The following is a 14,420-nucleotide window of genomic DNA, read 5'->3' on the forward strand; positions in this document are numbered from 1 at the left end:
TTTATCTCCACCCTAATTTAGCCAAATTCTCTTTAATCTGGGTGTCTAACTCTGCACTTTGAGTCATTTGGTCTTGTAAATCTTTGGTCAGCCGTGCCATTTTGGCGGCAAAGGCCTCGTCATCTTCGGCAGTATCGGCTACGCCTACATAGCGGCCAGGGGTGAGTACATAGTCATTGGCTTTAATTTCGGCTAGTGTGGCGGACTTGCAAAAGCCCTTTACGTCCGCGTATTTCTTGCCTTTGGGGGCAAATTCATCACCGCGCCAGGAGTGATAAGTATCCGCAATTTGGGCAATATCCGCATCTGTAAATTCGCGCCGTGTTCTATCGGCCATGAAACCTAAGTTGCGCGCGTCAATAAACAGCACTTCGCCTTTGCGCTTTTTCTGCTTGCGCAAGAACCACAAACACACCGGAATTTGCGTATTAAAGAATAACTGCCCCGGCAAGGCCACCATACATTCCACCAAATCGTTTTCCAGCAGGCGCGCACGGATTTCTCCCTCGCCGCCTGTATTGGAACTCATAGAGCCGTTGGCAAGCACCGTCCCCATGACCCCTGTGGGCGCCAAGTGCGCGAGCATATGCTGAATCCACGCATAGTTGGCATTACCCGCAGGCGGAATACCATACTGCCAACGGGCATCTTTTTCCAACTTTTCACCGCCCCAATCGGAAATGTTGAACGGCGGGTTTGCCAAAATGTAATCGGCGCGTAAATTGGGGTGTTGGTCATTATGGAAGGTGTCGGCCGGCTCTTTGCCCAGGTCAAACTCTATCCCACGAATAGCCAAGTTCATCGCCGCCAAACGCCACGTGGTGGGGTTGCTTTCCTGTCCGTAAATAGACAGGTTGCCTGTACCTTGGTGGAGCTTTACAAAGCGGCCGCTCTGCACAAACATTCCCCCCGAACCACAACAGGGGTCATAAACTTTGGTATTTTCGCGCGGAGCCATAATGGCCACCATAGTTTTAACGACGGAGACCGCCGTGTAGAATTGGCCGCCGCGTTTGCCTTCGGCATCGGCAAACATACCTAAAAAATATTCGTACACTTCGCCCAACGTATCGGGCGCGGTTTGGCCGTCTTCAAAGCCAATGGTGGAAATAGTATTGATTAAATCTGCCAAGCGGCCTTGCGGCAAGGAAAGGCGCGCGTAGTTTTTATTCAAAATGTTTTTGAGTTTTGGGTTTTCTTTTTCAATGGATAACATGGCATCGTCAATGAGTTTGCCGATGTTGGGCTGTGGGGCATTGTTACGCAGAAACTCCCAGCGCGCTTCCTGCGGCACCCAAAAGGCATTGTGCTGGGCGGCATAGGCACGCATATCTTCTTCCATATATTGCGGGTTTTGGCGGTAGTATTCGTCTTCCTGCATGGTGGTGCGCAAGGTGGAGAAAGAATCGGAAATGTATTTTAAGAAAATAAGCCCGAGAACGACGTGTTTATATTCGGCAGCGTCCATGTTGGAGCGGAGTTGGTCGGCGGTTTTCCAAAGTTTTTGTTTTGTGGCGTTATCCATGATAAATTCCTATATAAAAAGGGGTATATTCCTACTATACAAAATAGGAAGTAGTGCTTCAATATTTGTTACACTTTGATTAGATATGGCGCCATTAGGGCCTTTGCGTATGTGCAAGTCATACCCATATCAACGGAACTTATGGGGTAGGCTTTGCCTTTCAATAGATATTATCTAGCCTGATAAGTTCCTTTTTCTTTATATCAGGCATATTTCTTCCCTGTTAATAGTTTTAGAGAATTTGCGCGATATTCCCAATATATCTGCGACGAGGGATTTTACGGTGCATATACTGCAAAATCCAAAAACTAACGAATTTTTATCTATAATTCCCTGCTAATTGCCTGATAAACAGGGAGTTTCTATGTACGCGTACGGGAGAGGTAATTTCATCACGCACCACAGCCCCACCATTTGATAAGGCACTTCTTACGAAGTGCCTTTTTTGTTGTGTGCTGAACGGGTCCCTCGTCAGGGTTTGAGCGGTTTTCTTATCTATCCCCATCTTGGAGATTTTTTTGGTAGAAAAGAAAAAGGCCACTAACTGGCCTTTTTCTCTAATGTGGAAAATGTGAGGATCGGAATTATTTGATCTTGTACCGCCAATAATACCCTCCAGCTAGAGCTCTCTGTCCTTTACAAACCATACAAATATTAGCATGATTAATCTTTAACTTTCTTGAGGCTTCAGAAAGAGAAATAAAAGTAGCTATTACTTTTTTTGTTTTTGGATCTAACATTTCTATAGCCTTTCGCTTAACAGCAGTAACTTTCTCAACGCCACATTTAGGGCATCCCGTTCCTCTTACTCTATGGTCGATAGTTGCTTCCCATTCCTGACTACATTTTTTACATTTCCACCAAACCTTTGCGGTTGAGCCTAAAGTAAACATATTGGGCATAAGGGTCTTATTCTTTGTTGGATGCCATTCTTCAACCAAATCCTGTCTTAAGTCATTTAAAGAGTCCTTCTTGAGAGATACCAAATACTTGCGGATTTCATATTTATCTCTTTCCGTGTTGACATCAATTTTGGCACAAAAAGTATGACTTTGTAATAAACTGCTATGTTTTAGATGATTAAGTAATATGAGAATAAGTTTATCTAATGCTTTTTTACTTTTATCTAGGTTGGGAACATGTAACAATAAATCATAAGAACATTTTTTTACTATATTCTCTTCTTTTTCTCCTTCTCTCAAGCGAACTAATTTAATACCGTGTTCTTGACAAATATGATATTTTCTTAATTCTCTCCTATTTTTCTCAGATTTATGATAATAAACCCCATCATATTCTATTCCAAGTTTTAATTGAGGAATATAAATATCTAATTCCATTCCATTCGTAAAAATATCTTTATATCTATTGATCGCATCTGGATAAATTTTTTTAAGATAAAAGAAAACTGCCTGTTCTGCAAAAGATGTTTGCCGTCCTTCATTGCAAACAGGACACCCTGTTCCATTACTTCTATGATTAATCGTTGCTTGATATTCATGACCTTTCGGGCAAATCCACCAAACCTTTTTAGACATACCATGGGAAACATTAGAAGGCTTTAAATTCCCATTTTTTTGGAAGTTCCATTCTTTTGCAAGGGCAGGATGAGTTGTAGCTAAATCATTTTTTCCAAATATTACTACTTGATTAGAACACAAAGGACATCCTCTTTTTAATAAATTACGGTTAGATATTTTAGCACGCCACTCATAACCACACTTATGACATATCCACCAAGCATACTTATTGCTAGACGGAGTAAAATCTTTAGGAGTAAAATTTCCATTTTTATGGGGATGCCATTCTTTAATCAATAAAGAATCTTTTATACATCCTTTTTTTTGAAGAAAAGTTTGTTGGCGAGCATTTTTTATTTTTTCTATTGCACAAATAGGGCAGCCCGTTCCTCCAAGTGTCCTATTGCGCACTTGTGTTTGCCAACTATGTCCACAAACAGAGCAGATCCACCAAACTTTCCTCGTAGAAGTTGCTACAACATCCACAGGAAGTAAAGATATATTCAGTTCTTTATTCCATTCTTCTGCTATATTTGGGAAATTAGACTGTAAATCATTAAACCCAACTAATACCTGATGATTTGAGCAAATAGAACAACCTAGACCTACAGACCTATTATATATCGTAGCCTGATATTTATGACCTTTAGGGCATTTCCACCACACTTTTTTATTGCTTCCTTGAGACAGGTCAGCAGGATTTAAAGTGTTTTTCTTATAATCCCATTCTTTCATTAATTTTGGATTATCGATTAGTTTCATAGGTAAAAATATTTTATCACATTCTTTCTATCTCCACTCCCTTTCCTGCCGTTCGAAATCAGTTTCCCCCTCGGCGAGATTCATGAGTTCCCGCAAGGTCATATTGCGCGGATTATTATATTCCAAAATATCGGCCACTATCTTGGGAGATAAATAACACAAATTCAAATACCTAGAAAACGTATGCTTTCGTATTGCTATTTTAATTTTGAAGTTTATTAAAAAGCTCTTTAATTTCCGCGATTCTTTCCTTGGCCATGTCTTGATCTTTAAAAGAATCCGTCACGCATTTTTCCAAATGGGTGGATAAAATATTTTTTTCCACAGACACAATAGCAGAACGCACCGCTTTTAATTGAATTAAAATTTCGGGGCAATATCTCTGCTCTTCTATCATTTTTTTAATACCTTCCAACTGACCGATAATTCTATTTAATCTAGGAAGTTCAGCTTTGTGACAAGGGTGTTGAGTGGGCATAAGATCCTCTTTTTTGTAAAATAGGTCCCCGAGCGTCATACTCGGGGACTTTTAGTTATATTATTTGCTATTTGTCGGCTTCGGACATTTGCAAGTAGTACCATCGCACTGGCAGTTATCGCCGCAGGTACAAGGGTCACAGGTGCATTTCGGATTTGAACATTTTGCCATATTTTCCTCCTTTATACCCCCTATGGGTATTTATTATATTATATACCCCTTGGGGGTATTTGTCAAGACCTTTTTAGCATCAACACACTTGACAAATATAACTATTTTATAGTATAATATAAAAATATAAAAGAAGTGCCTTCCTGTCGCAAAATTACATTTTTAATCACTATTTCTTTTTATGCCTGTGTCCCCTACCGCAGGCAATACTCTGCCGTACTCATTCTGCCGTATATTCTCATCTAAAAGGAGCTATTATGTTCAAACGCATCAGCACAAAACTTCCGCACCGCCAACACGGGCAAAATCGCCAAAAAAACTTCATCTATTACCCCTCAAAAGATGTTGAAATCAAAACCATGGAGTTGCCGCTTGATAAGCAGGAATCAGAAGAACTACACCCCCTACGCAGGCGATATTTAGAAAACCGTCTGCAACAAATTGCCCATCACGAAAGAAAACAAGCTATCCAAGACAAATTCACCACGCGCATGTATGGCAAACAAGATTATACCGAAGAAAAAAAGAATATTATGCAAGAGCTCTTACAAGCCAAGCAATCTCGCTCGAGCAATCATCAATATTTTGATGAAAGATTGGAAGATTTCACTGACGAGCAACAAGCCCAAGAAAAATATCCTCACACCCCTAAGGCAGTGGGGAAAGCAATCGCCCGTTATGAAAGGGAAAACCCCGAGGAATATCAAACATATATGGAAGAAATGGAAGAAAGAGAAAAAGCAAACAAAAAAACTTGGCAAACCGCCACTTTGGAAGAATGGAAGCGAAAAGATGCTGAATACCAACAAACTCAACCCTCTCATTGCAATACTGCATTGGGGAGTTTATTAAAAGAAAAGGGAATTGATTTACCCGCAAATAAATCTATGAATGATATAATAAACTTTATGGAAACTTCTGATGATTGGCAAAAGATTCCCCGTACGCAAAAAGGACTTTTGGATCATCAAACAGCCAACGATTTGGCTAAAAAAGGAGAAACAGTGGTCTTCGGATACAACAATCCCGAAGGACACGGGCATGGTGGAATGTTAACAGGAAATCCCACCATGTTTGAAAGTAAAAATTTCAAAGACAAGGAAGGTCATAAGATTGCTGTACCTGAGGTACAAGGAAGCATAGGCAAAGAAGAAATAACTACCAAACATTTGGGATATCATATTACATCAAACAAAGAACCTCACACGAACTATTATATTTACAAAGGAAACTATAGTAAAGATTCCCAAGAAACACAAAAAAATGAATAAAATTATTTGGACATTTATTTTTGTTTTCCTCTCCTGCATGCTTTTTGCGCAGGAGAGGGTAAATAGAGTTTCTGTAGGCAGTCAAACGGCAGTCTATTCACAAGGCCTGCCACAAACTGACGGCAGTTTGCTGATTGCCGAAGATTTCACTTATGCATCTGAGGGCATCTATTTTTATCCTGTGCCTAACGGAGATTTATATGTAGAAAACGGGGGTATTCTGCTTCGTTTTTCCCCCAAACAACCGGGGCTTGCTCTTATACAAGGCGTATGGAACGGATCTAACGAACAGTATATAGAAAAAGAATTAAAAGAATACGAATACCCTCATTTAGAGCATTACAATTTAACTTTGTACTGCAATACGGAAAAAACTCAATTTATCACCTTAAACAACAGTCACAAACCGGCTCCTTGTGAAGGGTGTGATTATGTGTCTCCTTATGCCGTAACATGGCATGACACGGTAAAAAAAGAAACAAAAATACTTCCGTTACCGGAAGATTTATCTCCTTATGCCTTTGGGCTGCCAAGGTATGCCTTGTGCAAAGATGATGTGTTTTATTACGAGCATACTGTTCGCAATGCAGATAAAAAAAGCAGTCAGTATTGGTGTAATGTCATCCGCGCCCATCATATTTCTACCGGGAAAGACGAGATTTTTGTTCCTTATCTTCCGGGACATTGTCAGGACGATTTACACGGTCCGATATCTATACCAGGTACAAATTATCTTCTCTATCAACGTTCCAACTCTGCACAAAAACAAACTCGTATTGAAATGAAAAAAGGATTAAAATGAAAAATATACTCATAGCCCTATTTGTTTTAAGTATCTTTCCATCCACTATATTCGCGGATCCTTTGCCTTTGAATCCATACGACAAAGATAATACAAAAATAAAGGCGCCTGTCTATTCACGTCTTCGTCCTTTTTACTATCCTCAAAAAGATAAAGACGGAGCTTATATATTAGCCGAAGCTACTACTTATAACGAAGGAACTGATTATTACATAATTGACGGATATTTGTATATGGAATTTATAAGTTTCTTTTTATATATTCCTTCAACAAAAACATTACCTAAACCGGAAATCATAGATTTTTGGGTGGATGGTGAAAAATATCTAGATTTTCGTAAACAAACATTAGATAAATTTCGCGTTCATCCGAATGATGGAGAAAACTATTCTATCTCTTGCGGAAAAGATAAATCTGTTAAATTTACTAAAAAAATTATCCCCTCAACATTAGGCGAGGAATCATCCTCATATTATCAAGTAACTTGGATTGATCATGATGTCGAATATCCGTTTACTTTAGAAGAATGTCCTGTTGATATTGATCATATGACCGAAAAATATTTTTCTTACTGCGATAACAATATACTTTATTACGACAGAAGTGAATTTTACAAGCAGGATGGAAAACCAAAATGGAAAGCTGGTATTTTCTTTTGCGATTTGAAAAACCGTACCCGTGGGATATATGCTTCTACCATAAACCACACATATCCTCATAATCCTATGGGAATTCCGGGGACGGATTGGATCATTTATGCTAAACAATTTGATGATGACGAGCATAAAGACCAAATCACTAATCAACTGGTCGTTAGAAAAAAGCTAACTCAAGAACAAGCTGACATAGCCGTCAAAGAATACCAAGAGTGGAAAAAAAGTTTACAACAAGAACAAACAAAAAAATGAAAAAAACATTCCTAGCTCTATTGTTTGTATTTTCTTTTGCAGCGACGTCTATTGCCAATGACACAGCCGGTACAATACTTCCCACCGGCGGGGTCGTGTTTGAAAAACAGGACGGGATAAAAATGAAAGTAGAAGCCCTTTATATCCGTCCGTACCAAATAGAAGTGAACTATCTTTTTGAAAATACAACGGATAAAGATATTAACACACAAATGTTTTTCCCTTTACCGCAAATGCCCGCCGTCAAAGAATATTTAGGTGATGAGGCACACGATTATAAATTTAAATTATGGGTTAACGGAAAGACGAAACCATATCAGACACATTGGACTGTCACCCAAAACGATAAAGATATTACAAACGACGTGTTTATCCTATTTTACCGTCCCGAAGAAGTTATTACGGATCAACAATTAGCCAAACGCATCCAAACCTTACAGGAAGAAACCCGTCAAAAATTACAGGATAAAAAAATTATTGAGTGGGGTTGGACATTGGATAGAGATAAAGGCGAAATACAAAATTGGAAAATACCGGACGATACAAATTGGAAAAAACAAATTTCCTATTCGTGGCAGCAAACTTTTCCGGCACACAAAACAGTATCTGTTCGGCATACCTATACTCCTACTGCCATTTATAATAATGTGGGCTTTCCCTTTTCCGAATGTATTAACAGGGAGAGTGAGCTGTATAAATCATTTGCCTATATACCGGAAAATGAAAATACATACTCCCTAGAGCATCTGCAGGCTCGTAATTACTTAGAATATATTCTTACAACCGCTAATAATTGGCAAGGGCCGATTGAAAGTTTCAATTTAATCGTGCAAAGTCCGTTCAAATCGGTCGGCTGTTTTGACGGAGAGGCATTTTACGGTGAGGAATATTATGCCGTTAATCGGCAAGACTATACCCCAGAGTGGGATTTATCTGCAGAATTTCTGGTAAATGGAGTATTACCCTTTAACCGTACACAAAAAAATATTCCTGTACTTTACCGCATAGACGGCCCTGCCAATTTGCGCGATAACCCCAATGGGAAAGTAATCGGCCAATTAGCAAACGACACCTATGTATGGGTTTGGCCTGAGGAGAAAAAAGGCAAATGGTACCCCGTCATGCAAAACCAAATAAAGGGCTACACGCACAAACAAAATTTGATAAAAGTGTTTTAATGGTATGTTTTTAACTATTGATAAGGCACTTCTTACAAAATGCCTTTTTATTGCTTAATTAACACGCTTTTTTATATATAATAATGCTATGAACAACTCACTTAAAAACCCATATTTTCAAGCAGTAGAAAACTTACTGCAAAAAATAGAACAAACCCAGAGCGACACTCTGGAAAAAGCCGCCCAAGCCATTGCCCTTTCTTTGGAAAAAAATGGTATTTTGCATACCTTTGGTTGCGGCCATAGTGGCAGTGTGACGGTAGATGCTTTTCACCGTAGTGGCTGTTTTGCAGCGGTGGATGCCATTTTGGATCCGGGCCTTATGTTTCAAAGCGGTGCTCATACAGGAACGGCTTTTGAGAGACTAGAAGGCTATAGCAAAGCGGTTTTGGCCAAGCATACGTTCCAACCGCAAGACATATTGCTCACCGTATCCAATTCAGGCAAAAATCCTGCCGGTATTGATGCGGTATTGTATGCCAAAGAACGCGGTGTCACCACCATTGTCATTACCGCAGCAGGCTCTCACCAAAAAAGTGCTTCCCGTCATTCCAGCGGAAAAATGCTGAAAGACGTAGGTGATATTGTGATAGACAATTGTTGCTCTGCCAATGAAACCTCCTTAGAAGTGGCCGGAGTAGATGTGGCACCTATTTCTACAGTGGCAGGGGTCAGCATTTTTCAGGCAATCCTTTTCCGCGCGGCTCAAATCATGGCGGAAAAAGGGTTGGAAATCCCCGTCTATCGCAGTAGTAATGCCGGCGGAGACGAGCATAACACCCGTTTGGCTGCTAAGTATGAAGGACGCATTAAATATTTAGATTAAAAATGTTTCCGAAAATCAAAACCCCCGAAGAACTCGGGGGTTTTTTAACCCCAAAAAATACCCCGCCTTTGGGGCGGGGTAAAATCCTAAGAATCAGCAATTAAGAACCAGTGGTACCACCACCGCTGGTCGGTTAATCAGTACATGCAGCTTCTGTACCATCGTTGCAGCAAGCACCAGTATTAGAAACGGTATCCGTACCGCAATAGTCGGCACATAAGGCTTTGTCTTCTTCTGTTGTTCCTGTGCAGGTGGTATGCGTACTTTGATACTTGCGAGTCAACACATAAGAGTATTGGCTGTTGCCCACGCGGGTAGCGGTGGCAGAACCACTACCATATGCATTAGTGGTTGAACCTAATGTAATTTCAAAACCGTTATTACAAGTGGTCGTAGCGCTCGCGCCCTCTCCAGAAGTGGTGCCACCTTTCGTACAGAAAGTAGCAGAAGCAGCATTGGTGGGGGATACGTCTAAGCCGGAGAACAATGCAGAATAAGAATTGTTCTTCATCCAGCGGCGTTGTTGAGCTTGAGCAACAGAACCCAAAATGGTATCAGCTTCTGCAATGCGAGCCCGTTCAACGGACTTGAAGTAGGCCGGCATGGCCATAGCGGCTAAAATACCGATGATAAGCACTACCACCAATAATTCAACCAAGGTAAAACCTTTGTTATTTTTCATCATTTTAATCTCCTCGGGCACATGAACCCTGTGTACGGGCCGTTTTTGGGAAACTGTAGGAGGTTTTTTAAACCCATCTGCGGCCCGTACCCAAATCGTATCAAAAAAAAAAAAATAGTCAAGAGTTTTTTATTTCTCGACGATAAACCCTTTTTAATTTTTTCAATAAACAAATCTATTTCTTTTCCGACAATCAATAAACTTATAAAATCTATACACAAAAAAATCCCCCACCTTTTGGTGCGGGATTTTGGATAAGATAAACTTTTACGGCAGGTCTTTTTGTATTTCTTGCAAGAGCATTTCTAAGGCTTTGGCAGATGCTTTGGCGATATTACGCTCACGTGTGGCAGAAAAATGAAACTCTTGCGCATAGGCCCTATTCGGCCCTGCCACCCCAATCCATACCGTACCTACGGGCTTCTGCGGTGTTCCGCCTGACGGCCCCGCCACCCCTGTGGTAGAGACAGCATAATCTGCACCCGTTGCGCGCCGCACACCGCAGGCCATTTGTATGGCCACCGGCTCACTCACCGCCCCATATTTTTGTAAATCCTGTGCAGACACGCCCAACACATTTATTTTTACCTCGTTGGCATAGGATACAACCCCACCCCAAAAATACGCCGAAGACCCTGCCACCTCCGTAATCAAGTGGGCCACATTTCCCCCTGTACAACTTTCCGCAGTGGCTACTTTTACTTGGCGTTTTTTTAGTTCTTCTGCAAAAACATGTTGTATCTCAGATTCAGCGGCCATACTAACTTTTTTGCCCTTTAAAGCCTGTTGTAAACGTGCCCAAAAATGCTCCAGATCTCTCTGAGATGTTCCTTTCGCCGTCAGGCGCAAACGCACAAAACCCGGTGAAGGTAAATATGCCAATGTCAGCCCTTTGGGCAAAGAGTCTTCATACGTTTTCAAATCCAAAGCCAAACAGGATTCCACCACATCATACACCGTAAGCATTTTATACTTTAACAGATCTGTTTTCAGTCTTTTTTCCAAACGGGGCAAAACTTCCGCCGTCATCAAATACTCGGCTTCAAAAGGAACTCCCGGCAAAGATATCAAAACTTTCCCCCCTGCCTCAAACCACATACCGCTGGCCGTACCCTTTAAATTACGCAAAACAGTACAATCTTTCGGCAAATAGGCTTGGTTCTTATTATATTGGTTCATCGTACCCTGAGGGTAATGCGAAACAAATTGTTTTACCCATTCATAAGCCTGCTCATGAAAAATCAGTTCCATACCAAAATATTCGGCTAAAGTTTTTTTGGTAATATCATCTTTGGTCGGGCCTAATCCGCCCGTAATAATAACCACATCACTTTCTTGTAAAGCCGAGTCCAGACAGCGGGTAATCTCTGCAGCATTATCTGAAATAGAGTACATCCTCACCGTCTCCATGCCGATATGAGCCAAAGCATTGGCTATATAACGGGAATTTGTATCCAAAATTTGCCCCAACAAAATTTCATCACCGATGGTAATAATGGTTGATTTCATCATTTATACACCCAAATTTACAGTAATTTCCTTCTCTTTTTCATAAATTATATAATAAAAACATGACGAAAAAAGAAAAAGCAACTGCTTTATTTAAAGAAGGGTATAACTGCTCTCAAGCGGTACTCTTAGCCTTTGCAGAAGACTTGGGCTTAGATCCAAACACCGCACAGAAAATAGCCACCCCGTTTGGCGGCGGCATGGGCCGCATGCGTGAGGTATGCGGTGCTTTTAGCGGATTATTAATGGTACTAGGGGTTAAATATGCCTCTAATGACCCCAAAGACCAAAAAGCCAAAGCCGAACATTATGCTTTGGTACAAAAAATGGCAGAAGAATTTAAAAAGCAAAACGGCTCCATCATCTGCCGCGAACTGCTGGGATTAAGCGGTCCTCAAGAGCCCACTCCTCAACCGCGCACCCCACAGTATTACCAAAAGCGCCCCTGCGCCGATATGGTAGGCAGTGCGGCAGAAATATTGGAAAATTTATTTAACTCCTCTGAAAAATAACCCAAAAATCCATTAGTCGCGCCGCGCCGTTTTTGATAAAAAAAGATATGAAACAAAAGTTTAAACGCGGCGCGTGGATTTATGTGCATGATAAAATGCAAACCGATTACCGTTATAGACTCAGTGCAGAATCGGGGCAAGGGTTCGCGCCGAATTTTACACCACAACTTACACCACAAGAAATGCTTCAACGCGGCGTTTTTGAGGGGCACTATTTAAACGATTGTCAAAACGAATTTCCGACGGAATGGTTTAAAGAGGCTAAAATCTCTTTTAAACAAGCAGATATTTCTTGCAACCAGTTTGGGGTGAAATCCCGTTTAGGGCTGAGCATTTGGCGTCAAAAGGGGTGGATTTTAGGACCTGATGTACGGGGTTGGTTTCAATGGTACTGCCGTTATTATTTGGGGCGCAGATTACCGGCTATAGATACGATCCAAATCGCGCGTTGGCGCGCATTTTACCGCCACAAAGCCCAAATCCTCAAAAATTGCCCACCCGGACATACGCAATGTAGAGCACGCCAAAGACAAGCCCTGCTACAATGGGCCTATTTACCAGATTTTTAATTACCACATGGCAGAAGTGTCGAAAACCACATCCGCATGAGCACGAACTTCACAAGCGGCAAAATATTTTTCTTCTGCCGGAATCCAACGACTTAAGAATAACGAGGTTTTTTCCGCGCCTTCTCTTTTCAGCAGACGCTCTTGTTGAATGGCTGAGGAAACGGTTAGAAAAATTTTATAATGATAAAAACCTGCTAACTCCGGCAACTGACTGTAAGAGCCTTCTACGATGTAAATGCTATGCGGTGCTATTTTTTGGCTTTCTTCCCAAAAATCATGATGTGGACGATACGGACGATATAAAATCTCTTTTCCTTGCGCAATCGGGGTCAACACCTCATGGCTAAAACGTTGCCAATCTATATGCCCCCCCACACACTCCATACGCAAAGCACTACGACGGGAAAAGGGTAAATAAAAATCGTCTATATGCAAAACAGGAGCGCTAAGTTTCTCCCCCAAAAAGGCTGCCAACGTGCTTTTACCGCTGCTGCATCGACCGTCTATCGCCACCAAAAATGGCGCAGGCCCTTGTTCGAGCCGCGCCATAATGGTTTGCAAAATATCGTCTTGAAACATTATTTGATTTCTACCAACTCATACTCAGTAGAGCCTAAGCCCATTTCTTGGGCATATTCTACGCACACACGCCAATTGGTGACGGGCGTTAAATTGGTAAAGTGGTCCCCATGACAGTGTTCGCGCTCAGCCAACAAACTGCCCGGCATAACGGGTTGACGATTAGCAGCATCGCCACAGGCCGTATCTAAAGCCACCGGATCAAAAGAGGCAAACATACCGATATCCGGCACAATGGGGGCATCATTTTCACTATGGCAATCACAATACGGAGAAATATCGATGGCCAAACTAATATGAAAATGCGGTCTACCCGACAAAACGGCCCAAGAATATTCCACAATTTTTTTATTTAAAATATCATTGGATTCATCATTAGCTGCCGTCACGGCATCCGTCGGACAAACGCCTATACAACGGCCACAACCCACACACTTGGTCTGATCAATGGCGGCTTTTGCGTTGGTCACTTTCGGGGCATCATGCGCGCAAATGCGCAGGCAGGCCCCACAGCCTACACATTTTTCGGTATGAACAAAAGGCTTGCCTGCGCTATGCATTTCCATCTTGCCGGCACGAGAGCCACACCCCATACCTAAATTTTTAAGTGCACCGCCGGTACCGGTACATTCATGACCTTTAAAATGATTGAGAGAAATCACGATATCGGCATCCATCACTGCATGACCGATTTTGGCCTCTTTTACATATTTTCCTTGCGGTACGGGCACCAATGTTTCATCCGTTCCCTTTAGGCCGTCTGCAATAATAATCTGGCAGCCCGTAGTCTGCGCAGTGTAGCCGTTATAAGCGGCAGAGGCTAAGTGGTCTAAGGCATTTTTTCGCCCACCTACATATAAAGTATTACAATCGGTTAAAAAGGGCTTTCCTCCTAATTCTCTCACCACTTCTGCAACGGCAGTGGCATAATTGGGACGCAGAAAAGCCAAATTGCCCGGTTCTCCAAAATGAATTTTAATAGCTACAAATTTATTTTTAAAGTCAATTTGATCAATGCCCGCCTGTTTGATCAAACGTTTTAATTTCTTAGGTAAGCCCTCACCTAATTTGGTGCGCATGTTGGTAAAATATACTTTTGATTTAGCCATAAAAAGTCTCCTCTACTTA

Annotated in this window: 14 protein-coding genes; 7 read left to right on the forward strand and 7 right to left on the reverse strand. The window is 41.4% G+C overall.

Annotated elements, in window-relative coordinates; genetic code table 11:
• Position 1: 1 nt before the first annotated feature.
• The 3 genes from IKL48_04395 to IKL48_04405 all read right to left on the reverse strand — a co-directional run bounded on the left by IKL48_04395 (position 2) and on the right by IKL48_04405 (position 4,285).
• Positions 2-1,525 carry an SAM-dependent DNA methyltransferase gene (locus IKL48_04395; protein MBR3603901.1) on the reverse strand — a complete coding sequence of 508 codons (1,524 nt, stop codon included), beginning with the start codon at positions 1,523-1,525 and terminating at the stop codon, positions 2-4.
• Positions 1,526-2,109: 584 nt separating this feature from the next.
• A complete protein-coding gene (locus tag IKL48_04400) occupies positions 2,110-3,807 on the reverse strand; it encodes a hypothetical protein (GenBank protein MBR3603902.1) in 1,698 nt (565 codons plus the stop codon).
• 202 nt (positions 3,808-4,009) lie between these two features.
• Positions 4,010-4,285 carry a metal-sensitive transcriptional regulator gene (locus IKL48_04405; GenBank protein MBR3603903.1) on the reverse strand — a complete coding sequence of 92 codons (276 nt, stop codon included), beginning with the start codon at positions 4,283-4,285 and terminating at the stop codon, positions 4,010-4,012.
• A 428-nt stretch (positions 4,286-4,713) separates the two neighbouring features.
• On the opposite strand from IKL48_04405, the gene IKL48_04410 reads away from it, so the two are divergent.
• The 5 genes from IKL48_04410 (at position 4,714) to IKL48_04430 (ending at position 9,441) form a co-directional block, all read left to right on the forward strand.
• Positions 4,714-5,727 carry a hypothetical protein gene (locus IKL48_04410; protein ID MBR3603904.1) on the forward strand — a complete coding sequence of 338 codons (1,014 nt, stop codon included), beginning with the start codon at positions 4,714-4,716 and terminating at the stop codon, positions 5,725-5,727.
• Entirely contained in the window at positions 5,720-6,529 is an 810-nt protein-coding gene (locus IKL48_04415) for a hypothetical protein (protein ID MBR3603905.1), read from the forward strand. The genes IKL48_04410 and IKL48_04415 overlap by 8 nt, the downstream gene beginning before the upstream one ends.
• Entirely contained in the window at positions 6,526-7,437 is a 912-nt protein-coding gene (locus IKL48_04420) for a hypothetical protein (protein MBR3603906.1), read from the forward strand. Before IKL48_04415 ends, IKL48_04420 begins: the two co-directional genes overlap by 4 nt.
• On the forward strand, positions 7,434-8,615 hold the full coding sequence (locus tag IKL48_04425; GenBank protein MBR3603907.1) for a DUF4424 family protein: 1,182 nt from the start codon (positions 7,434-7,436) through the stop codon (positions 8,613-8,615). Before IKL48_04420 ends, IKL48_04425 begins: the two co-directional genes overlap by 4 nt.
• 88 nt (positions 8,616-8,703) lie before the next feature.
• On the forward strand, positions 8,704-9,441 hold the full coding sequence (locus IKL48_04430; protein MBR3603908.1) for an SIS domain-containing protein: 738 nt from the start codon (positions 8,704-8,706) through the stop codon (positions 9,439-9,441).
• Between the two features lie 133 nt (positions 9,442-9,574).
• Here the strand turns inward: IKL48_04430 and IKL48_04435 are convergent, their stop codons facing one another.
• Both IKL48_04435 and IKL48_04440 read right to left on the reverse strand, forming a co-directional pair.
• The gene (locus tag IKL48_04435) at positions 9,575-10,123 is read right to left on the reverse strand and encodes a prepilin-type N-terminal cleavage/methylation domain-containing protein (GenBank protein ID MBR3603909.1); all 549 of its coding nucleotides are present in this window, start codon (positions 10,121-10,123) and stop codon (positions 9,575-9,577) included.
• 267 nt (positions 10,124-10,390) lie between these two features.
• Positions 10,391-11,635 (reverse strand): competence/damage-inducible protein A, encoded by a 1,245-nt coding sequence (locus IKL48_04440; GenBank protein MBR3603910.1) that lies wholly within the window; start codon positions 11,633-11,635, stop codon positions 10,391-10,393.
• A 59-nt stretch (positions 11,636-11,694) separates the two neighbouring features.
• Between IKL48_04440 and IKL48_04445 the strand changes: the two genes are divergently transcribed.
• Both IKL48_04445 and IKL48_04450 read left to right on the forward strand, forming a co-directional pair.
• Entirely contained in the window at positions 11,695-12,144 is a 450-nt protein-coding gene (locus IKL48_04445) for a C_GCAxxG_C_C family protein (GenBank protein MBR3603911.1), read from the forward strand.
• Between the two features lie 47 nt (positions 12,145-12,191).
• Positions 12,192-12,713 (forward strand): hypothetical protein, encoded by a 522-nt coding sequence (locus tag IKL48_04450; protein MBR3603912.1) that lies wholly within the window; start codon positions 12,192-12,194, stop codon positions 12,711-12,713.
• Here the strand turns inward: IKL48_04450 and IKL48_04455 are convergent, their stop codons facing one another.
• The gene (locus IKL48_04455) at positions 12,714-13,292 is read right to left on the reverse strand and encodes a hypothetical protein (GenBank protein MBR3603913.1); all 579 of its coding nucleotides are present in this window, start codon (positions 13,290-13,292) and stop codon (positions 12,714-12,716) included.
• Entirely contained in the window at positions 13,292-14,401 is a 1,110-nt protein-coding gene (locus IKL48_04460) for a DUF362 domain-containing protein (GenBank protein MBR3603914.1), read from the reverse strand. Before IKL48_04460 ends, IKL48_04455 begins: the two co-directional genes overlap by 1 nt.
• Between the last annotated feature and the right edge of the window lie 19 nt (positions 14,402-14,420).

It is taken from the genome of Elusimicrobiaceae bacterium, from assembly GCA_017520185.1.
In the GTDB taxonomy this organism is placed as follows: domain Bacteria; phylum Elusimicrobiota; class Elusimicrobia; order Elusimicrobiales; family Elusimicrobiaceae; genus Avelusimicrobium.

What these genes read in the sequence shown, in the direction of transcription:
- IKL48_04425 (MBR3603907.1), top strand. Translation starts at nt 7,434, where the DNA reads ATGAAAAAAACATTCCTAGCTCTATTGTTTGTATTTTCTTTTGCAGCG.
- IKL48_04405 (MBR3603903.1), bottom strand. Translation starts at nt 4,285, where the DNA reads ATGCCCACTCAACACCCTTGTCACAAAGCTGAACTTCCTAGATTAAAT.
- IKL48_04400 (MBR3603902.1), bottom strand. Translation starts at nt 3,807, where the DNA reads ATGAAACTAATCGATAATCCAAAATTAATGAAAGAATGGGATTATAAG.
- IKL48_04395 (MBR3603901.1), bottom strand. Translation starts at nt 1,525, where the DNA reads ATGGATAACGCCACAAAACAAAAACTTTGGAAAACCGCCGACCAACTC.
- IKL48_04455 (MBR3603913.1), bottom strand. Translation starts at nt 13,292, where the DNA reads ATGTTTCAAGACGATATTTTGCAAACCATTATGGCGCGGCTCGAACAA.
- IKL48_04410 (MBR3603904.1), top strand. Translation starts at nt 4,714, where the DNA reads ATGTTCAAACGCATCAGCACAAAACTTCCGCACCGCCAACACGGGCAA.
- IKL48_04450 (MBR3603912.1), top strand. Translation starts at nt 12,192, where the DNA reads ATGAAACAAAAGTTTAAACGCGGCGCGTGGATTTATGTGCATGATAAA.
- IKL48_04420 (MBR3603906.1), top strand. Translation starts at nt 6,526, where the DNA reads ATGAAAAATATACTCATAGCCCTATTTGTTTTAAGTATCTTTCCATCC.
- IKL48_04415 (MBR3603905.1), top strand. Translation starts at nt 5,720, where the DNA reads ATGAATAAAATTATTTGGACATTTATTTTTGTTTTCCTCTCCTGCATG.
- IKL48_04435 (MBR3603909.1), bottom strand. Translation starts at nt 10,123, where the DNA reads ATGAAAAATAACAAAGGTTTTACCTTGGTTGAATTATTGGTGGTAGTG.
- IKL48_04430 (MBR3603908.1), top strand. Translation starts at nt 8,704, where the DNA reads ATGAACAACTCACTTAAAAACCCATATTTTCAAGCAGTAGAAAACTTA.
- IKL48_04460 (MBR3603914.1), bottom strand. Translation starts at nt 14,401, where the DNA reads ATGGCTAAATCAAAAGTATATTTTACCAACATGCGCACCAAATTAGGT.
- IKL48_04440 (MBR3603910.1), bottom strand. Translation starts at nt 11,635, where the DNA reads ATGATGAAATCAACCATTATTACCATCGGTGATGAAATTTTGTTGGGG.
- IKL48_04445 (MBR3603911.1), top strand. Translation starts at nt 11,695, where the DNA reads ATGACGAAAAAAGAAAAAGCAACTGCTTTATTTAAAGAAGGGTATAAC.